The following is an 18,721-nucleotide window of genomic DNA, read 5'->3' on the forward strand; positions in this document are numbered from 1 at the left end:
CACGCGCCTCCTGCGCGACCGTGGCCTCCTCCAACACCACCACCAACCGCGCCTGCACCGCGGTCACCGCGCTCTTGACCGCCTCCAGCTCCCCCAACAGATCCACCCACACCGCCCGCACCTCAGCCGGCACATCAGCCGGCACATCAGCCGGCACATCAGCCGGCACATCAGCCGGCACATCAGCCGGCGGGGCAGCCTCGACGTCAGTGTCAGTGGTACCCGGCAGGATCATCCCCGCCAGGGCTTCACGCATCGCACGCACATCGACCGGGCGCAGCACAGCACCAGCAGACCCCCCGCCTGCCCGTCCCGGCACCTCGATCGATCGCGTCATACCACCAACCTATCGCACACACGTACGACCCGCACGCCGAAACCAGGCCCGTTCCGCCATTTACACCCAGCGCAGAACCGGACCCTTGGACGCTCCGAGCGACCATCTCGGATGCCGGCGCGTCACGGGGCCGCAGCGCCATCATGAGCCGAGGGCGCTCGACACCACGCCACATGGGCCAGGCCGAGGCATATGCCTCGGCCTGGCCCATGTGGCAGCAGCGAACGTCAGCCGAGCGAGACCGCCACGCCCCCGGAGAACGCGGAGTCATGGAGCTCGAGTGCCGTGAGCTTCACGTCCTTGGGCACGTCGAACACAACGATGCCTGCAGTGGAATTTCCCGGGTTGATCTCATTGATGAACGAATTTGATTCGTCGAGATAGATCGCTGCCTCGGTGTCGCTGGAGAACTCCCGCATCTCCGCGTCGGACGCCGAAACATTGTCGCCAAAGAATGTCTGCGACTGGTCACCGATGTTCTCGACGGTCAGGTGAACGAGGACGAACTGCCCCTGGGCCTTCTTTCCGAAGTACTCGTCGCCGATCTCTGCCACACCGTCCTCGACCTTGGTGACCGTGAACTCGAACTTGCCGTCGCGTACCGGGTCGCCGATGCCGGCCACGGCGGGCTCCTCCTCCGCAGGCTCCTCCGTGGGCTCCTCCTTGGTGGCGGCCTGGTCGGACTCGGCCTTCTGGTCCCCGCTCGGCGCCGAGGGCTCCTCGACAACCGTCGTCGACGTCGCGTCCGCGATGTCGTTCCCCACCGAGAAGATCGCGGAGGTGACCAGGACGCCGATCAGCAGTGCGATCCCGCCCAGCACGGTGGCCCAGACCGGCTTCGAGCCACGGTTTCCTGCGACCAGATCGAGAATCGCGAGCAGGAGAGCCACCGCCGCGAGGAGCGCACCGAAGACGGGTATCCAAGCGAGCACGAAGGCGGCGATGCCCAGACCCAGGGCCCATCCCGCGCGAACGCCGCCCCTGCTGGCCGGCTGAGGATACCCACCAGGCGGTGCCTGGAACTGCGGGCGCTCCTGCACCGGCACTGGGTCAGGGTTCGGGTACCCATCCGGAGGCGCCTGCCCCCCGGAAGACATCTGGGTCATCTGTGCTCCTGTGGTCACGTGGCTCGACGCTCAGTGCGTCATGACAATCGAACCCGACCTCGCACGATGTTCCGGCATTCTTGCCGGGTGAACTTCACTATTGCCCGGGTGAACTGATCAAATCATCACCCGCGGATCACCCGCAATATTCCGTCACGCCTCGCATCCCCCTCAGCCGGACCCCAGCTCCACCACCCACCGCGCCCGCTCTACCATCGCCACGTCCAGGAACGTCCCGTCCTCCAGGGCCACCGCCCCGACGCCCTCCGTCGCGGCGGCGCCGACCCGCTCCAGCACCTCGCGCGCGGCGGCGACCTCCTCGGCCGACGGCCGGAACGCCGACCGGATGGTGTCGAGCTGCCCCGGGTGGATCGCCGTCCGCCCCGAGAAACCCAGCCGACGCCCCGCGCGGCAGGACGCCGCCAGCCCGTCCAGGTCCCGCACGTTCGGGTAGACCGACATCGCGGGCGGCGCCAGCCCCGCCGCGCGGGCCGCGACGACGACCCGGCCGCGCGCCCAGGCCAGGCCGGCGTCGTCGGAGACGCGGAGGTCGGAGCGCAGGTCCGCCTCTCCCAGCCCGATCGACGCGACCTGCGGCGACGCCGTGGCGATCTCGAACGCCCGCTCCACGCCGAGCGCCGACTCGAGCAGCAGGTGCAGCGCCCGGCCCGGCAGCGCCTCGGCCAGCTCCCGCACCTCCGACGCCGTCTCCACCTTGGGCACGCGCACCCCGACGGCCACCGGCAGCGACGCCACCAGCGCCACGTCGGCGGCGTGCCACGGCGTGGCACGGTGGTTGATCCGCACCTGCACGGGCCGCTCCACGGACGCCAGGGCCACCCGGGCGTTCGCCCGCGCCTCGTCCTTGCGGGACGGCGCGACGGCGTCCTCCAGGTCGACCAGCACCACGTCGGCCGCCGAGGACAACGCCTTGGCGACCCGGTCCGGCCGGTCGGCGGGCACGTAGAGCAGGGTCAGCGGCGTCATACCGCGCCCGCCTCCCGCAGCGCCGCCACGCAATCGGGCGAGAAGCCGAGCTCGCCCAGGACCTCGTCGGTGTCCGCGCCGTGCGGACGGCCCGTGAACCCGATGACGGCGTCGTGCCCCGAGAGCCGGAACAGCGGCCCCTGCATGAGCATCGGGCCCAGCTCGGGATCCTCGATCTCGTGGATCGTGCCCAGCGCCCGGAACTGCGGGTCCTCGACGATGTCCCGCGCGTCGTACACGGGCGCGACGGCCGCCTGCGCCTCCTCGAAGGCGCGCACCACCTCCTCGCGCGTGCGCTGCGCGATCCAGCCGCCCACGGCCTCGTCGAGCTCGTCGGCGTGCCGCGCCCGGTCGACGCCGCGCGCGAACCACGGCTCGTCCACCAGCTCCGGCCGCCCCACCAGCCGCATCACGCGCTCCGCGATGGACTGGGCCGACGTCGACACCGCCACCCAGTGCCCGTCGCTCGTGCGGTAGGTGTTGCGCGGCGCGTTGTTGCTCGACCGGTTGCCCGTGCGCGCCTGCACCGTGCGCAGCTGGTCCCAGCGCGTGATCTGCGGTCCGAGCATCGCGAGGATGGGCTCCACGATGGCGGTGTCCACGACCTGCCCGCGCCCCGTGCGCTCCCGCGCCGAGAGAGCCGCCATGATCGCGAACGCGGTGGCGAGCGACGCGACGCCGTCGGCCAGGCCGAAGGGCGGGAGCGTGGGCGGGCCGTCGGGCTCGCCGGTCATCGCGGCGAACCCGCTCATCGCCTCGGCGAGCGTGCCGAAGCCCGGTCGCGTGCGGTACGGCCCGACCTGCCCGAACCCGGACACCCGCGCCAGCACGAGCCGCGGGTTGCGCGCCGACAGCTCCTCCCAGCCCAGCCCCCAGCGCTCGAGGGTGCCGGGGCGGAAGTTCTCGATGACGACGTCGGCCCGCTCGGCCAGCGCCAGGAACACCTCGCGCCCGCCGTCCGAACCGAGGTTCGCCGTGACGGTGCGCTTGTTGCGGCCGAGCGTCTTCCACCAGAGGTTCACGCCGTCCTTGGCGGCCCCGTGCGTGCGCGACGGGTCGGGCCGGTCGGGGTGCTCCACCTTGATCACGGACGCGCCGAGGTCGCCCAGGTGCATGGCCGCCATGGGTCCGGCGAACAGCGTCGAGGCGTCGACGACGCGCAGGCCCGCGAGGGCGCCGTCGGACGGGTCGCGGGAGACGGTCACGCGGGCACCTCCCACGCGCACCGGAAGCCGACGGCGGCGCTCCGGGCCAGCCCCAGCCCCGGCACCAGCAGCTTCACGGCGTAGTCCGGCGCGTGCCGCCCGCCCTCGACGTACCAGTCGGAGCCCTCGGCGCCGTGGTCGCTGCCACCCTTGAGCATGACGAAGCGGGTGCGCCCGTCGCTGTGCTCGCTCTCGGTCCAGCTCCAGACGGCGGGTCCCGGGCGGTCCACGCCGAACAGGTCCGGCCGGGCCTCGCCGGCGAGCTGCCACTCGTCCTCGGTGGGCAGCCGGCCGCCGGCCCAGGCGCAGTAGGCCCGCGCGTCGTCGAGATCCACGAAGGTGACCGGCCGGTCAGCTTCGCCGGCGGGTGGGCGGCCCTCCGGCCAGTGCGCCAGGAACCGGTGCCGCACGGCCGGCACGTACCCGGTGGCCGCGAGGAACTCCGCGAACTGCGCGTTGGTCACCTCGGCGGACGCGACCGCGACCGGCGTCGCGAGCACGCCGTCGCGCTGCAGCGTCCGCGCGTCGTGCAGGCGCGGGGGCAGCGGCTTCCACTCGTCCACGTACGGCGCACCCTGGTACATCCCGGTCTCCCGGGCGCGGTACCGCACCGTGAGCACGTACTCGCCCGCGGGCACGACGACGGCGCCCGCAGGCCTGCCGGACGTGTGGGCCACGGGAGCGGCCTGCGTGCCTGACACGGGGTGGGTGGGCGCCGGGACGCGACGGGCGAGCCGGTGCGGGAAACGGGCGTCGGGGTCGTGCGGGACGGCGGCCGGCGCCGTCAGCAGGTCGGGCAGCCACGCCGGGTCCGGCGTGCCCTCGGCCACGTGCAGCAGCGCGGCGATGCCGCGCCCGGGCACGGTCACCTCCGACGTGTCAGACGCCGGGGCCACCCCGGCGACCTGTGTGTCCGGCACGTCGGTGAGCGGGGTCAGGCGGCCACCCGACCGCTCCGCGGCGTCCGGCGCCAGGACCCGGCCCGTGTAGTCCGTCGCGCCCCGGTTCACCAGCGTCCACAGCGTCACGCCGTCGAGCGACCACCGCGACGCGTACACGCCCGCGGCCTCCGCCTCGGCGGACAGCGGCGCCAGCGGCGTCCACTCCCCCTCGAGCAGCAGGTCGCGCACGGCACGCTGCACCGTGACGAGGCGGCGCACGGTGGCCGCGTCGCGCCGCGACCAGCCGACCCACACCCCGAACACGACCTCCCACACCATGACGCCCACGCCGTTGAGCCATGCGGACTGGAGCTCCTCGGAGTGGTCGCGGTGCCAGCGCCGCACGTGGTGCTGCATGTGCCGACGCTCGTACCAGTGCGCGCGCAGCACGCCGGGCACGGGCGAGTCGGCGAAGAACTGGGCCCAGGACGAGGAGTGGTCCTCGATGCGCTCGACAGGCAGCTTCGACTCGCCCTCCAGCACGATCCCGGGCCGTGCCTCCTCCAGCCGCGCCACGAGCTCCGGCTCGGCCTTCTTCAGCGTGTCGAGGAAGACGCCGTCCGCGCCCAGCTCTCCCACGACGCCGGCCAGCTCGTCGAGGTCGTCCGCACCGCGCCGCGTCCCGACGTCCCACGGGTTGTAGTCGACGAAGACGCGCAGCCCGGCCTCGTGGAAGGTCGCCACCAGGTGAGCGATCCCCGGCACGTCGCGGTAGAAGTCCCACTGGTTGCGGTCGTCCAGCCCGATCACCGGGTACGCGTGCCACAGCACCACGGCGTCCAGCCCGCCGAAGCGCTCGGCGGCGTCGGCGAGGAACCGCTCGGGCGTGAACCGGTGCTCCTCGAAGGAGTACAGCAGCTCGTCCCAGAGCCACACCTGCGCCACCGTGGAGCAGCCCGCGGCCCAGGCCGCCTCGGGCCGCTCGTAGGCGGCCCCGGTGTAGCCGTGCCGCTCGCGCGCGTCCGCGCGCCAGGCGCGGAGCGTCTCGCGCCACGCCTCGCGGTCGGCCGGGTCCGCGGGCCCGGCGAAGATCTTCGCCTCGTCCAGCGCCGCGCTCCGCTCGGCGGTCAGCGGGCCGACGGCGACCTCGGTCGGCCGGTCGATCTGGCGCGGCACGAGGGGGTCGAACGTGTAGGTCATGACTGGTCTCCTTCGGCCAGCGCCGCCACCTCGGCGGCGTCCGGCACGGCGTCCTGGGCGCCCGGCCGGGTGACGGCCAGCGCGGCGGCGGCCCCGGCGAGGCGCGCGGCGTCGGCCAGGCCGGCGAGCCCCACCCGGGCGAGCCCGGCCGCCAGCACGCCGCAGTACGTGTCGCCCGCGCCCGTGGTGTCGACGGCGTCGACCCGGGCGGCCGGGACGCGGACCGGGTCGGTGTCCCGGCGCGCGACGAGGCTGCCCTCGGCACCCAGCGTCACGACGACGGCGGGCACCCGGTCGAGCAGCGCCGAGGCGAGGTCCTCCGGGGTCCCCGCGGCGCCCGCCAGGTCCGCCGCCTCGTGCTCGTTGACCACGAGCACGTCGACCTCCCGCCACAGCGTGTCGGGCAGCTCGCGCGACGGCGCCGCGTTGAGCACGAACAGCGCGCCCTGGCGACGCTCCAGCGCCGCCGCCGTCACCGTGCCGAGCGGGATCTCGAGCTGCGCGAGCACCACGTCGGCCGCGGCGATCCGCCGGGCCTGCGCCGCGCCGACCCGCACGCGCGAGTTGGCCCCGGGCGCCACGACGATCGCGTTCTCGCCGTCGGGCGAGACGGTGATGAGCGCGGTGCCGGTCGGGGCGTCGACCCGGTCCACGGTCTCGGTGCGTACGCCCGCGCCGCCGAGCGACGCGAGCAGCAGCTCGGCGGACTCGCCCCGGCCGAGCGCGCCGACGAAGGACGTGTCGGCGCCCCCGGCACGCGCGGCCGCCACGGCCTGGTTGGCCCCCTTTCCGCCCGGCGTGCGGCGCAGGTCGCCGCCCAGGATGGTCTCCCCGCCCGCGGGGTGGCGGGGCACGTCGACGACGAGGTCGACGTTCGCCGAGCCGACGACCACGACGGTCCCGGTCATGACGCACCTCCGGCGAGCGCGACCGTCCGCGCCGCGAGGTCGGTGATGCGCTGCTCGCCGCCGGGCAGCGAGGTCGCGATGCGCCCGTCGAGCGGCGCGGTCCACCGCTCGCCGATCGCGTCGGGCGCCAGCGCGCCGACGACGCCGCCCACGGTCGCGGCCGCGGAGTCGGTGTCCCAGCCCGCCGTCACGGCGATGGCGACGCTCGGGCCGAACGCCCCCCGGCCCGCGGTCAGCGCGAACGCGATGACGGCGGCGTTGTTGAGCGTGTGCACCCAGTGCAGGTGCCCGTAGGTCTCGTGGATCCGGTCCAGGCCCGCCCGCACGGCGGGCTCCGAGCCGTCGCAGTCGCGCCCGAGCGACCGGCCGAGCGCGACGGCGGCGGCCAGGCCGCTGTCGGCGGGCACGGCGGCGGAGGCGGCGTCGAGCACCTGCTCCACGTCGTCGGCGACCACGGCGGCCGCCGCCAGCCCCGCGGCCCAGGTGGCGCCCCAGATCCCGTCGCCGGTGTGGCTCAGGCGGGCGTCGGTCCAGGCGAGCCGGGCCGCGCCACGCACGTCGCCCGGCGAGACCCAGCCGAGCAGGTCGGTGCGGATGAGCGCGCCGATCCACTCGCGGAACGGGTTGTGGTGCGTCGCGGTCTCCGGCACGGGCCGCGCGTCGAGGATGTTGCGGTATGCGGCGCGCTCGGCGGTGAACGTGCGCCCGGCGGGGAGGTTGTCCAGCCAGAGCTGCGCGACGTCGTCCGTGGTGAAGTCCCGCCCGTGCTGCTCCAGCAGGGCCAGCGCGAGGATCGGGTAGTTGAGGTCGTCGTCCTCGGGCATGCCCGCGATGTTCTCCTCGAGCGACGTCGGCGCCGAGCGGCGGTTCCACGGCCAGCGGGCGGCGACGTCGTCGGGCAGGCCGACGGCGGTGAAGTACCGGTCGAGCGGCCAGCGGCCTGTGGCGCGCAGGATCTCCTCGATGCCGGCGCGCGGGATCTTCTCGACGGGCTTGCCGAGCAGGCAGCCGGCGGCGCGGCCGAGCCAGGCGCCCTCGACGCGGGCGGCGTAGGACGGCCCGGACGACGGCAGCGAGGGCACCGGCGGGAGCAGCGCCTCGGCATCGGGCCAGGTGGCCGGCCCGTGCATGCCTCCGATCGCGTCCAGCTCGTCCAGCAGCGCCCGGGCCAGTGCCCGCAGCTCCGGCGTCGCGGGCTCGGGGCCCGCGCCGCTCACGGCCGGCGTCGGGTCGCCGCCCGCGGCGACCCAGCGGTCACGGACGTCGGCGACGTCCTTGCCCTCGGCCGCCGACTGCACGAGCTCGTGGGCGAGCAGGTCCTCGGGCTGGGCCCAGGTCAGCCTCACGATCCTGCCCCCACCCGCACCGCGTCCAGCGCCCTGAGGCGCGCGGTCGCCCGCTCCCGGTCGGCGGCCAGGATGTCCGCGGCGGCGGACGCCATGAGGCGGCCCGTCTCGCGCACGTCCATCCTGCTGGCCTCCTCGATCCGGTCGAGCCACTCGGCGGGCACGACCTCGCTGCCGCCGAGCCCGGCCGCGACCGCACCCGCCATCACGGCGATCGAGTCGGCGTCCCGGCCGTAGTTGACCGCCGCGAGCACGGAGCCGCGGTAGTCGCCACGGTGCGCGAGCAGCAGGCCCAGCGCCACCGGAAGCTCCTCGATCGACTTGGTGCGCGACGGCCGGCGGGCGTCCATCGACATCTGCCGGTACTCCGGCCCCACCGAGTCGTAGGGCGCGACGAGCTCCCGCACCAGGCGGGCCAGGCGGCGCTCCTCGTCGTCGGTCGCGGGCGGCTCGGACCAGCCGGCGACGCCGTCCACCACGGCCCGCAGCGCGGCGGCCGTCCCGTCGTGGGCGACGTCGAGCGCGGCGGCCACGACGTCGTCCAGCGTGGCGCCCGGGGCGACCGAGGCCGCGACCATCGCCGCGAACACCCCGGCCGCCTCGCGGCCGTAGCTGGACTGGTGCGCACCCGTGAGGTCGATCGCCTCGGCGTACGCGCCGCGGTGGTCGCCCGCGTTGGCGAGCCCCACCGGGGCCGCGTACATCGCGGCCCCGCAGTTGACGACGTTGCCGACGCCCGCCTCGCGCGGGTCCACGTGCCCGTAGTGCAGCCGGGCCACGAGCCACTTCTCGGCGAGGAACACCCTCTGCAGCAGCAGCGCCGTCGACTCGAGCTCGGGGATCCACCGGGGCTCGCCGATCATCAGCGGCACCAGGTCCTCGGCCATGGCGTACGCGTCGAGGTGCGCCCGCCGCTTGGCGTACACCTCGACGAGCGCCCGGGTCATCAGGGTGTCGTCCGTGATGTGCCCGTCGCCCTTGTGGTACGGCGCGATGGGGCGGGCGTCCTGCCAGTTCGGGTACCAGGGCCCGACGATGCCGCGCACGCGGCCCCCGTGCCGCTCCTCGATCTGCTCCGGCGTCCAGCCCTCGGTGGCGCCACCGAGGGCATCACCCACTGCGGCCCCGGTGATCACGGCCACCGACCGGTCCTCCAACCAGCTCACGGCTGCTCTCCCCTCGTCGTTCCTGCGTCGTCTGCGTCAGTTACTGCGTGATCTCGTCCCAGCCGCTCGTGAGCTGCTCGGCGAGCTCCGCCTCGTCGGTCTCCTGCGCCAGGTAGCGCTGGTAGGCGGGCGTCGCGACGGTGTCCTTCCACTGCGCGTACGAGTCGGCGAAGAGGTACGGCGCGGCGGTGAAGTTCTGGCCCGAGGCCAGGATCGTGCTCCAGCCGTTCTCGTCGCCGAGCTTCTCGGTGAGCGCCTCCTGGGCCGACGTCGTCGCCGGGATGAGGGCGTCCGCCTCGTTCAGCGCGGCCAGGTGCTCCGTCTGCGTGAAGAACTCGATGAACTCGGCCGACTCCTCGACGTGCTCGGAGTCGATGTTGACCGACAGCGTCTGCGGGTTGGCGGCCTGCTGCGGGCCCTCGGGGCCGGCCAGCGGGGGCAGCGCCACCCAGTCGAAGCCCTCCGGCGCGTCCTTCGCGATGTTCGCGGCCTGGTAGGAGCCCTGCACGGTCATCGCCGTCTGCCCCGCGTAGAAGGAGGCGATCGCCTCCGAGCCCGACTGGGTCAGGGTCACCGGCAGGATCGACTTGTCGTCGTAGGCCATGGCGTGCACCAGCTCGGGCAGGGCCATCTCGCCCTCGCCGACGGTGAGGTCGGCGTCCTCGCCCGTGCCGGAGATGTACGTGCCGCCGAAGCCGGGCGCGAGCGCCATGAACGCGGCGGTCGGGCTCGACAGGCCCCAGCCGAGCCCGTAGACGTCACCCTTCGTGGTGGCCTGCGCGATCTCGCGCAGCTCGTCCCACGTCATGGTCTCGCCCGTGGGGATCTCGACGCCGGCGTCCTCGAGCAGCGTGCGGTTGGCGAACACCACGTAGGACTGCAGCTCGGTCGGGTAGGCGATCACCTGGTCGTCGACCGTGACCGAGTCGAGGATGCCCTCGGGGATGTCGGCGCGGCGCTCGTCCGACATGAGGTCGGTCAGGTCGGCGAGGTAGCCGTCGCGCGCGAAGGACACGATGCTCGCGGCCTCGTAGTGGATGACGTCGGGCGCGGCGCCGCCGTTGAACTGCGTGATGAGCTTGTCGTAGACGCCGTCCCAGCCCGCGGGGACGATCTCGACCTGCACGTCGGGGTTGGCCTCGTTCCAGTCCTCGACGATCGACTCGGTCGCGGCGATGGCCGCCGGCTGGTCGGACAGCGCCTGGAACGTGAGGGTCACCGGGCCGTCGTCACCGGAGCCCCCGCTGCCGCACGCGGCCAGGGCGAGGGTGGTGGTCGTGAGGCATGCGGCGATGAACACTCCACGAGACTTCATGGGTCTACCTTTCGTCGGGTGGGCGGTCATCCCTTGACCGCCCCGGCCATGAGGCCGCCGGTGAGCTTCCTCTGCATGATCGAGAAGAAGACGATGCTGGGGATCGCGGCGAGCACGGAGCCCGCCGCGAGCGGGCCGAGCGCGACCTTGCCCTCGCCGCCGATGAAGGTCGACAGCGTGATCGGCAGGGTGTAGTTCTCGGGCGACTGGAGCAGCACGAGCGCGAAGAAGAACTCGTTCCAGGAAGAGACGAAGCTGAACATCGCCGTGGCCACGACGCCCGGCGCGAGCAGCGGGAAGACGATGCGGCGCAGCACCTCCAGGCGGCTCGCACCGTCCATCGAGCCGGCCTCCTCGAGCTCGACGGGGATGCCGGCGACGTAGCCCTGCAGCATCCACAGCGCGAACGGGAGGGTGTAGGTGGTGTGCACCAGAATCAGGCCGCCCAGGCTGTCGGTCAGGCCGATGGTCCGCAGGATCAGGAACAGCGGCAGGATCACGAGGATCACCGGGAACACCTGGCTCACCAGGATCCAGCCGACGCCGGCCGCCCGGATCGCGCCCTTGAGCCGCGCCAGCACGTACGACGCCGGCAGCGCGATGAGGATGACCAGGGCGGTGGACGCCAGCGCCACGACCACGCTGTTGCCCGCGGAGCTCACGAGCCCCTGGCGGGCGAGGGCGTCCGCGTAGTTCTCCCAGTGCCACTCCTGCGGCAGCAGGTTGACCACCAGGGAGTTGAGCTCGGCGGACGACTTCACCGACGCCGAGACGAGCCACAGCAGCGGGAAGCCGAGGAACAGGATGTAGGCGGCCAGCGCCACGTACTGGGCGGGACGGACGAGTGCGCGCATCGGCTCAGCCCTTCTTCTCGGCGCGGTCCTCGCGCAGCTGCGAACGCAGGTACAGCGCGAGGAGGACGACGACCACGACCACGAGCACCACGCCCATCGCGGCGGCGTACCCGATGTTGCGGTTCTTGAACGCCTCCAGGTAGGTGAACAGCATCGGCAGCATGGTGCGGCCGCCGGGCCCGCCCTCGGTCAGCACGTAGACCAGCGAGAACGAGTTGAAGTTCCAGATGAAGTTCAGCGACGTGATGGACGTGACGATGGGACGCAGGCTCGGCAGCGTCACCGCCCAGAACCGGCGCCACGCGCCCGCGCCGTCCATCGCGGCCGCCTCGTTGAGCTCGGCCGGGATCTGCTGGAGACCGGCCAGGAGCGTCACCGTGGTCTGGGGCATACCCACCCAGACGCCGACGACGATGACGGCGGGCAGCGCCGTGGAGAAGTCCGCGAGCCAGTTGATGTCGTCGGGCAGGCCCACCGCGCCGAGCGCCGCGTTGAGCGGGCCCGCGTTGGGCGAGTAGATCATCTTCCACATGATCGCCACGACGACGGGCGGCATCGCCCACGGGATCAGCGCCAGCACCCGGGTGAGGCCCTGCAGCCGCAGCCCGGAGTTGAGCAGCAGCGCCAGGCCCAGCGCGGCGACGAGCTGGAGCACCGTGACCGACACGGCCCACACGAGGCCGATCCGGAACGACTCCCAGAAGAACGAGTTGCCCGCCAGGCGCACGAAGTTGTCGACGCCGACGAACTGGTAGTCGGGGCGGCGCACCAGCTCGGCGTCGGTGAACGCGAGCAGCACGCCCATGAGCAGCGGCGCCACCGACAGCACGAGGATCGGCAGCAGCGACGGCATCACGAGCGCGGCGGCCTCACGGCGCCGGGCGCGTTCCATGCCGGTGGTGCGCCGACCGGGCCGGGACGCCGGTGGCCGGGGCGAGGCGAGGACGGTCATCGTGCTCTCTTCTCCTTCGAAGGGGCGGCGGCGGTGGACTCGCGCACCACGAGGTGCGGCCCGACGGCGACCTGCCGGGCGGGCTCGACGCCGTCGCCGACCCGGTCCAGCACGAGCCGGGCGGCCAGGCGCCCGCGCTCGGCCGAACCGAGCGAGACGCTGGTCAGGCTCGGCTGGAAGACCTTGCCGATCTCGGTGTCGTCCATGCCGGTGACGGCCAGGTCGCCCGGCACGGACAGGCCCAGCTCCCCCGCCGCCCGGATCACGCCGATCGCGAGCAGGTCGTTGGCGGCCACGACGGCGTCGAGGCCGCCGCGCGCCAGCAGGCGCCGCCCCGCCTCCAGGCCCGCGGCGACGGTGAAGTCGTCGGCCCGCTCGGTCTCGGCGTGCTCGCCCGTGAAGGCCGGGCCGGACGTCGCGGCGTCGAACCCGCGCTGGCGGGCGGCGCCCGGGGTGGTGTCGAGGGGGCCGTTCACGAAGCCGATTTGGCGGCGGCCGATCTCCAGCAGATGGGCGACGGCCTGGCCGAGGCCCGCGGCGGAGTCCGTCGACACGGAGTCGATGCCGTGCTGCTCCAGCGACCGGCCGATCACGACGACGGGCACGGGCGCCTGCATGATGGCGGTCACCAGCTCGTCGTCGGTGCGCAGCGGGCTGACGATCAGGCCGTCCACGAACCCGCTGCTCAGGCTGCGGACGAGGTCGGCCGTCGAGGCCACGGTGTGCCCCGTGGACATGACCACCACGCGGTACCCGTGCGGCGCGAGCACCTCGTGGATCGCGGTGAGCATCTCGACGTAGACCGGGTTGCCGATGTCGGCGACGGCGAACGCGACCTGGAAGGTGCGCTTCATGCGCAGGGACCGTCCGGTCGCGTCGGGGCTGTACCCGAGCTCGGCGGCGGCGGCGCGGACCCGTTCGACCATCGCGGGGCTGGCCCCGGTGCCGTGCAGGGCGCGCGACGTGGAGGCGAGCGAGACCCCGGCGCGCTCGGCCACCTGGATGAGGGTGGCGCGTGATGACGTCACTGTCGCTCCACTTCGTCGGACCACGTCTTCGTCGAACCATTTTCTGGAAACGTTTCCAGATCCTGTCCGAGGACAGCCTGGAAACGTTTCCGGGTGATGCGGACGAGTGTGGCACCGCCCACTCCGGGACGTCAAGGCGAGGTTCTGACGCGCCAGCTCGGTCCCTTGCGATGCGCCCCGCGGTCAGTTCGGTCGGTTGCCCTGAGATCGGTCCATCAACCGACCGACCTCAGGGCGACCGACCGATCTCAGCTCCGCTGTGGTGACATGTGACCGAAGTCAGGCGTGGGGCGGTGCGTGGCGCCGGCCGCCCACCAGGGCGGCCGGCGCGACGGCCAGGCACAGGGCAGCGGTCGTGAGGAGCCCGACCGTGAAGCTCGTGCCGGCCGCGACGAAGCCGACGACGAGCGAGCCGAGGCCCGTGCCGGCGTCGAACCCGATGTTCCAGACGGCGCTGGCGATGCTGCGGTCGCGGTCGGGCACCGCCGCGAACGCGGTGACCAGGGTGAGGTTCTGCAGGCTGCCGTAGGAGACGCCGACGATCGTCATGCCCGCGACCAGCCCGACGGGCCCCGGGCCGGACCCGGTGAGCGACCATCCGCAGAGGCCGAGGCCCGCCGCACAGAGGACGAGCAGCGGCGGCACGAACCGGCTCGGACCGTACCGGTCGGCCAGGCCACCGACCAGCCAGCGCGACAGGGCCGCCGCGACGGTGAGCCCCAGCAGACCGACCATGGCGACCGCGGCGCCGTGCCCGAGCTGCGGTGCGAACGTGAGAAGTGCCCCGCCCGGCGTGGTGACGGCGAGCAGCACGACCGAGGGCAGCGCCAAGGCCAGGAGGGTCCGCGCCCGGCCGCTCCGCGGGACGCCCAGCGCCTCGGCAGCACCGCCCGCCACCGTGCCGTCGAGCAGGCGTCCGAGGGCCGCCGCGAAGGGCACGGCGAGGGCGGGCAGGGCACCCGCGACGAGCACGACCCGGAAGTCGACCTCCTCGGCGAACCAGGCGGCGCTCGGCGTGAGCAGCACCTGGGGAGCCGCTACCGCGAGACCGTAGACGCCGATCGCCCGGCCCCGGCGGGAGGAGTCGACCAGCTCAGCGATCGCCGTCGCGCCGCAGACGGTCACGACCGCGAACCCGGCTCCCCGCACGGCGGAGGCCACCAGGATCCATCCGAGCTGGTCGGTCAGCGCGAGCGCCGGAGACGGGAGGCCGAGCAGCAGCACACCGGCGACGAGCGTGGTGCGCCACCCCAGCCGGCGCAGCGCACCGGGCACGGCGGTCTGGAAGGCGACGGTCGCGAGCATGAGCACGGCGTTGACGAGCCCCGCGCCGCCCTCGTCGGCGCCGCCGTGAGCGGCCCACAGGGGCGCCGTCGGCAGCAGGAGCGCGTAGCCGGCGAAGCCGAGCAGCGACATCAGCACCAGTGCACCGACGCCCGGCACGCGGAGCACGGGCTGTTCCGGGGCGGTCGGCGTGGTCACGTGAGCCCACCCTACCGAGCGCCGGTTCGCCGGCCGCGCCATCGCCCGGCGTCAGGCGGGCTGGTGCCGGGTGCGGTAGGCCTGGACCTTCATCCGGTTGCCGCACGTGCGCATGGCGCACCACTCGCGGCGGCGGCCGCGCGACCGGTCGAGGTAGACCTGGGTGCACTCGGGCCGGCCACACTCGCGCAGCAGCGCGGCGTCCGGTCCGCCGAGGATCTCGGCGGCCTCGCGCGCGACCGCCGCCAGGCCCTGGGCCGCGGTGCCGGTCCGGCGCACGCCGTCGGCCCCGAGCCGCACGACGACGGGCGGCGCGGCGGCGTGCCGGTTGATCACGGCGGTGGCCGTGGCGGGGTCGGGCACGGGGCCGGGCACGGAGCCGGGCACAGCGTCAGGCCCGAGGCGCGCCGCGACCAGGGCGTAGACCGCCTCGCGCAGCTCGACGGCCGCCGCGAGGTCGGCCTCGTCGGCGTGCGGGGCGGCGTCGAGCATCCCGGACTCGACGAACCAGTCGTCCAGGAGCCCGGGCGTCGCGAGCTTCTCGTCGGGGTCGGGGTTGCGGCGCGCCCGCAGCGTGCCCAGGAAGTCCAGGGCGAGGGTGCCGCACGGGAAGGCGTGGTTCATGTAACCAGTCTGAGCGGTGACCGGTGTGACGCACAAGTCTCGTAACTTGTTTGACTGGTTACACCTGACGTGCCACAGTCGTGCATCCCAGTAACCGTTCAGAGTGGTTACACGAACCGAGGAAGTCATCATGGAACTCACGCTCGAGGTCGTCGTCCTGCCCGTGTCCGACGTGGACCGCGCCAAGGACTTCTACGCGCGGCTCGGCTGGCGGCTCGACGCCGACTTCGCCACCGAGCGCGGCCTGCGCGTCGTGCAGCTCACGCCGCCCGGCTCCGCCGCGTCGATCATCTTCGGGGAGCACCTCACGGACGCGGCGCCCGGTTCGACGCGCGGCCTCCACCTCGTGGTGACCGACCTCGCCGCCGCGCGCGCCGAGCTCGCCGGGCGGGGCGCCGACGTCAGCGAGATCTGGCACGACCAGGACGGCGTCTTCCACTGGGCCGGCACCGCCAACCGGGTACCGGGCCCGCACCCGGAGCACGACAGCTACGCCTCGTTCGCGTCGTTCGCCGACCCGGACGGCAACGAGTGGGTGCTCCAGCAGGTCGTCGACCGGCTCCCGGGACGGTGACCGCCATGGACACCAGCGAGATCCTCCGCGACCTGCTCACGCGCGCCGCCGACGCCCACGGCGTCCACGAGCAGGAGGAGCTGGGCGGCGTGTACGACGAGGCCTGGCCCGCGTGGTACGCGCAGCACATGGCGCGCACCCTCGCCGAGCGGGGGTACCGCATCGTGCGCGGCTGACCGTCAGCCGGCGGGCGCCCGCCCCACGGCCCAGCGGAAGGCGTTGCGGAACAGGTAGCTCCCGTCCGCACGCCGGTACGGCGCCGCGGCGGCGAGCACCACGGGCGCGAGGTCGGCGACGGTCGCCGGGTCCTCCCCCAGCAGGACGCCGCTCACGAGGTCGTCGTCGTGGGCGGCGGTCCACGGCACCGTCGTCAGGCCGACGTCCAGGACCTCCCAGCGGGCGTCGGCGAGCGCCCCGGCCAGGCCGCCCGCGACGCGGAGCGGGCCGTCCTCGGGCGGCTCCTCGCCGTCGGCCACGGCCAGGGCGGTGTCGAGCGCGTCGAGGTCGTTCCGTGCGCGCTCGGCCCAGCCCGCCAGGCCGAGCACGCCGCCCGGCGCGAGCACGCGGGCGGCCTCGGCGAGCGCCTCGTCCGGGTCGGCGAGCTGGAACGCGTTGACGGCGAGCACGGCGTCGAAGGCGGCGTCGTCGAACGGGAGGTCCTCGAACTCGCCCCGTCGCACGTCGACGCCTGGGGCGCGGGCCTGGGCGAGCTCGGCCATCCGGGCCGCCGGGTCGACGCCGCTGGGCCGCGCGCCCTGGTCGCGCAGGTGCGCCAGCAGCGCGCCGGTGCCGCAGCCGACGTCGAGCACGCGGGTGCCGGGCCCGATCCCGGCCGCGTCCAGCAGCGGCGCCCAGACGGGCCGGGCGAAGGTGCCCCAGGAGCGGTCCCAGTCGTCGGCGAGGTCGGACCAGGGATCTGCGGGCATACGGCGAGACTAGCCGAGCGCGCGCGCCAGCTCGCGGAGCACGGCCACCACCGCCGCGGCGCCGGGCGCGCGCTCGGGGCGGGTCACGGCGACGGCGGCGCGGCCGAGCCAGGCCGGGTCGTCGACCGGCACCGTGACGACGCCGGCGGGCACGGCGGCCGCGGCGATCTCGGGCAGCGTCGTGATCCCGAGCCCGGCCGCGACGAGGCCGAGCCGTGCGTGCCACTCGCGTGCGGAGTACGCCACGCGCGGTGCCGGGAGCGTGGGCCAGGCGCCGAACTGCGGGTCGCCGCTCAGGCCCGTGCCGACCACCCAGTCCTCGTCGGCGAGCTCGGCCACGGGAACCTGCTCCCACCCGGCGAACCGGTGGCCGCGCGCCACGGCGAGCAGCGACCGCCCGTCGACGAGGTGGTCGGTGCGCAGTCCGTCCAGGTCGTAGGCGGGCAGGTCCGCGCCGACGGCGACGACCGCGACGTCGAGGCGGCCGGCCCGCAGCTGCCGGAGCTGGGCGGGCGTGGACGCCTCCCGCAGGTCGACGGTCAGGCCGGGGTGCCGCTGCCGCAGGACGCCGACGGCGCAGGGGACGAGCACCCACGTGGCGGTCGGGAAGGCGCCGAGCACCACGCGGCCCGCGAGCCGGTCGGCGAGGCGCGCCAGGTCGGTCGGCACGGCGTCGATCTCGGCGAGCGCGGCGGCGGCGCGGCGCGCCACCCGCTCCCCGGCCGGGGTCGGCGCGACGCCGCGGGCACCCCGGACGAACAGGGTCGCGCCCGCCGCGGCCTCGGCGGCCGCGACCTGGCGGGAGACGGCGGACTGCGTGTACCCGAGCAGGTCGGCGGTGGCCGTGAAGGACCCGGTGGCCACCACGGCCTGGACCACCCGCAGGGCGGTGACGGTGAGCTCGGCCATGCGCCCATCATGAGCCATGCCGCGCCCGCATGTCTTGTGTGCGCAGGAGTCGCTGGTGGAATGCCTCGACGGGGCGCAGGGTGGAGGCATGACAACACTCACCTGGTTCATCACCGGAGCGGCCAAGGGCCTCGGGCGCGAGTGGGCCGAGGCGGCCCTCGACCGCGGCGACCGCGTCACGGCCACCGCGCGGGACGTCAGCGCTCTGGGGCCGCTCGTCGCGGCGTACGGCGACGCCGTCCTGCCCCTGCCCCTGGACGTCACGGACAAGGAGGCCGTGCGGTCGGCCGTCGGGCGGGCGGTCGAGCACTTCGGCCGGCTCGACGTCGTCGTGAACAACGCCGGGTACGGGCAGGTCGGCATGGTCGAGGAGCTCACCGAGCAGGAGCTGCGCGACCAGCTCGAGACCAACTTCTTCGGCACGGTCTGGGTCACCCAGGCGGTGCTGCCCGTGCTGCGGGCGCAGCGGTCCGGCAGGATCCTCCAGGTGACGAGCGAGGGCGGCGTGCGCGCCTTCCCCGGCTTCGGCGCCTACCACGCGTCCAAGTTCGCGGTGGAGGGCCTGTCCGAGTCGCTCGCGCAGGAGGTGGCGCCGTTCGGCGTGCACGTCGTCGACGTCGAGCCCGGGCCCTACGCGACCGGGTTCGGGCCGGGGCTGCGCGTCAGCGCCGAGCACCCCGACTACGCCGAGGTGCGGACCGCGACCGCGCCGCGGTTCGAGCTCGGCGACCCGCGGGCGACCCGCGCCGCGCTGCTGCGCGTGGTCGACGCGCCGGAGCCCCCGCGGCACGTCTTCCTCGGCAAGCCGTTCGCCGAGGTGGAGCGCCTCTACACCGAGCGCCTGGACACCTGGCGCGCGTGGCAGCCCGTCGCGCTGGAGGCCTTCGGCGCCGGGAGCCCGGTCGCTCCGTAGCATGGGGC

The 18,721-nt window shown here is 74.2% G+C and carries 18 protein-coding genes and 1 pseudogene; 3 read left to right on the forward strand and 16 right to left on the reverse strand.

Annotated elements, in window-relative coordinates:
• The 14 genes and pseudogenes from APR03_RS07120 to APR03_RS07185 form a co-directional block, all read right to left on the reverse strand.
• Positions 1-337: pseudogene (locus APR03_RS07120) on the reverse strand (hypothetical protein); the annotation flags it as partial.
• Positions 338-564: 227 nt separating this feature from the next.
• A complete protein-coding gene (locus APR03_RS07125; protein WP_253834099.1) occupies positions 565-1,383 on the reverse strand; it encodes a DUF4352 domain-containing protein in 819 nt (272 codons plus the stop codon).
• Positions 1,384-1,614: 231 nt separating this feature from the next.
• On the reverse strand, positions 1,615-2,430 hold the full coding sequence (locus APR03_RS07130) for an HpcH/HpaI aldolase/citrate lyase family protein (RefSeq protein WP_253834101.1): 816 nt from the start codon (positions 2,428-2,430) through the stop codon (positions 1,615-1,617).
• Positions 2,427-3,635 carry a CaiB/BaiF CoA transferase family protein gene (locus APR03_RS07135; protein WP_253834103.1) on the reverse strand — a complete coding sequence of 403 codons (1,209 nt, stop codon included), beginning with the start codon at positions 3,633-3,635 and terminating at the stop codon, positions 2,427-2,429. The genes APR03_RS07130 and APR03_RS07135 overlap by 4 nt, the downstream gene beginning before the upstream one ends.
• Complete coding sequence (locus APR03_RS07140; RefSeq protein WP_253834113.1) at positions 3,632-5,716, reverse strand: SUMF1/EgtB/PvdO family nonheme iron enzyme; 2,085 nt, start codon at positions 5,714-5,716, stop codon at positions 3,632-3,634. The genes APR03_RS07135 and APR03_RS07140 overlap by 4 nt, the downstream gene beginning before the upstream one ends.
• On the reverse strand, positions 5,713-6,624 hold the full coding sequence (locus APR03_RS07145; RefSeq protein ID WP_253834114.1) for a ribokinase: 912 nt from the start codon (positions 6,622-6,624) through the stop codon (positions 5,713-5,715). The genes APR03_RS07140 and APR03_RS07145 overlap by 4 nt, the downstream gene beginning before the upstream one ends.
• Positions 6,621-7,970, reverse strand: coding sequence for an ADP-ribosylglycohydrolase family protein (locus tag APR03_RS07150; protein ID WP_253834115.1), 1,350 nt, complete (start codon positions 7,968-7,970; stop codon positions 6,621-6,623). The genes APR03_RS07145 and APR03_RS07150 overlap by 4 nt, the downstream gene beginning before the upstream one ends.
• The gene (locus APR03_RS07155; protein WP_253834116.1) at positions 7,967-9,136 is read right to left on the reverse strand and encodes an ADP-ribosylglycohydrolase family protein; all 1,170 of its coding nucleotides are present in this window, start codon (positions 9,134-9,136) and stop codon (positions 7,967-7,969) included. Before APR03_RS07155 ends, APR03_RS07150 begins: the two co-directional genes overlap by 4 nt.
• Before the next feature lie 40 nt (positions 9,137-9,176).
• On the reverse strand, positions 9,177-10,451 hold the full coding sequence (locus APR03_RS07160; RefSeq protein ID WP_253834120.1) for an ABC transporter substrate-binding protein: 1,275 nt from the start codon (positions 10,449-10,451) through the stop codon (positions 9,177-9,179).
• Positions 10,452-10,477: 26 nt separating this feature from the next.
• Complete coding sequence (locus APR03_RS07165) at positions 10,478-11,305, reverse strand: carbohydrate ABC transporter permease (protein WP_253834122.1); 828 nt, start codon at positions 11,303-11,305, stop codon at positions 10,478-10,480.
• A gap of 4 nt (positions 11,306-11,309) precedes the next feature.
• Entirely contained in the window at positions 11,310-12,257 is a 948-nt protein-coding gene (locus APR03_RS07170) for a carbohydrate ABC transporter permease (protein WP_253834124.1), read from the reverse strand.
• Positions 12,254-13,285, reverse strand: coding sequence for a LacI family DNA-binding transcriptional regulator (locus tag APR03_RS07175; protein WP_253834126.1), 1,032 nt, complete (start codon positions 13,283-13,285; stop codon positions 12,254-12,256). Before APR03_RS07175 ends, APR03_RS07170 begins: the two co-directional genes overlap by 4 nt.
• A 279-nt stretch (positions 13,286-13,564) precedes the next feature.
• A complete protein-coding gene (locus tag APR03_RS07180) occupies positions 13,565-14,767 on the reverse strand; it encodes an MFS transporter (protein WP_253834128.1) in 1,203 nt (400 codons plus the stop codon).
• A gap of 51 nt (positions 14,768-14,818) precedes the next feature.
• Entirely contained in the window at positions 14,819-15,391 is a 573-nt protein-coding gene (locus APR03_RS07185) for a CGNR zinc finger domain-containing protein (protein WP_253834130.1), read from the reverse strand.
• Between the two features lie 130 nt (positions 15,392-15,521).
• On the opposite strand from APR03_RS07185, the gene APR03_RS07190 reads away from it, so the two are divergent.
• Positions 15,522-15,965, forward strand: a complete 444-nt coding sequence (locus APR03_RS07190; protein WP_253834132.1) for a VOC family protein — start codon at positions 15,522-15,524, stop codon at positions 15,963-15,965.
• A gap of 5 nt (positions 15,966-15,970) precedes the next feature.
• Positions 15,971-16,141 (forward strand): hypothetical protein, encoded by a 171-nt coding sequence (locus tag APR03_RS07195; RefSeq protein ID WP_253834134.1) that lies wholly within the window; start codon positions 15,971-15,973, stop codon positions 16,139-16,141.
• 3 nt (positions 16,142-16,144) lie between these two features.
• Here APR03_RS07195 and APR03_RS07200 read toward each other — a convergent pair whose 3' ends face one another.
• Positions 16,145-16,891 (reverse strand): class I SAM-dependent methyltransferase, encoded by a 747-nt coding sequence (locus tag APR03_RS07200; protein WP_253834136.1) that lies wholly within the window; start codon positions 16,889-16,891, stop codon positions 16,145-16,147.
• Positions 16,892-16,900: 9 nt separating this feature from the next.
• Positions 16,901-17,800 (reverse strand): LysR family transcriptional regulator, encoded by a 900-nt coding sequence (locus APR03_RS07205; RefSeq protein ID WP_253834137.1) that lies wholly within the window; start codon positions 17,798-17,800, stop codon positions 16,901-16,903.
• Positions 17,801-17,888: 88 nt separating this feature from the next.
• On the opposite strand from APR03_RS07205, the gene APR03_RS07210 reads away from it, so the two are divergent.
• Entirely contained in the window at positions 17,889-18,713 is an 825-nt protein-coding gene (locus tag APR03_RS07210; RefSeq protein ID WP_253834139.1) for an SDR family NAD(P)-dependent oxidoreductase, read from the forward strand.
• The last annotated feature ends 8 nt before the right edge of the window (positions 18,714-18,721 follow it).

The sequence above is a fragment of the Promicromonospora thailandica genome (assembly GCF_024171955.1).
In the GTDB taxonomy this organism is placed as follows: Bacteria; Actinomycetota; Actinomycetes; order Actinomycetales; family Cellulomonadaceae; genus Promicromonospora; species Promicromonospora thailandica.

Bases quoted from the DNA above. Each gene is read 5' to 3' on its own strand.
- APR03_RS07165 (WP_253834122.1), bottom strand. From the start codon at position 11,305: ATGCGCGCACTCGTCCGTCCCGCCCAGTACGTGGCGCTGGCCGCCTAC.
- APR03_RS07160 (WP_253834120.1), bottom strand. From the start codon at position 10,451: ATGAAGTCTCGTGGAGTGTTCATCGCCGCATGCCTCACGACCACCACC.
- APR03_RS07205 (WP_253834137.1), bottom strand. From the start codon at position 17,800: ATGGCCGAGCTCACCGTCACCGCCCTGCGGGTGGTCCAGGCCGTGGTG.
- APR03_RS07170 (WP_253834124.1), bottom strand. From the start codon at position 12,257: ATGACCGTCCTCGCCTCGCCCCGGCCACCGGCGTCCCGGCCCGGTCGG.
- APR03_RS07185 (WP_253834130.1), bottom strand. From the start codon at position 15,391: ATGAACCACGCCTTCCCGTGCGGCACCCTCGCCCTGGACTTCCTGGGC.
- APR03_RS07145 (WP_253834114.1), bottom strand. From the start codon at position 6,624: ATGACCGGGACCGTCGTGGTCGTCGGCTCGGCGAACGTCGACCTCGTC.
- APR03_RS07210 (WP_253834139.1), top strand. From the start codon at position 17,889: ATGACAACACTCACCTGGTTCATCACCGGAGCGGCCAAGGGCCTCGGG.
- APR03_RS07130 (WP_253834101.1), bottom strand. From the start codon at position 2,430: ATGACGCCGCTGACCCTGCTCTACGTGCCCGCCGACCGGCCGGACCGG.
- APR03_RS07140 (WP_253834113.1), bottom strand. From the start codon at position 5,716: ATGACCTACACGTTCGACCCCCTCGTGCCGCGCCAGATCGACCGGCCG.
- APR03_RS07195 (WP_253834134.1), top strand. From the start codon at position 15,971: ATGGACACCAGCGAGATCCTCCGCGACCTGCTCACGCGCGCCGCCGAC.
- APR03_RS07200 (WP_253834136.1), bottom strand. From the start codon at position 16,891: ATGCCCGCAGATCCCTGGTCCGACCTCGCCGACGACTGGGACCGCTCC.
- APR03_RS07190 (WP_253834132.1), top strand. From the start codon at position 15,522: ATGGAACTCACGCTCGAGGTCGTCGTCCTGCCCGTGTCCGACGTGGAC.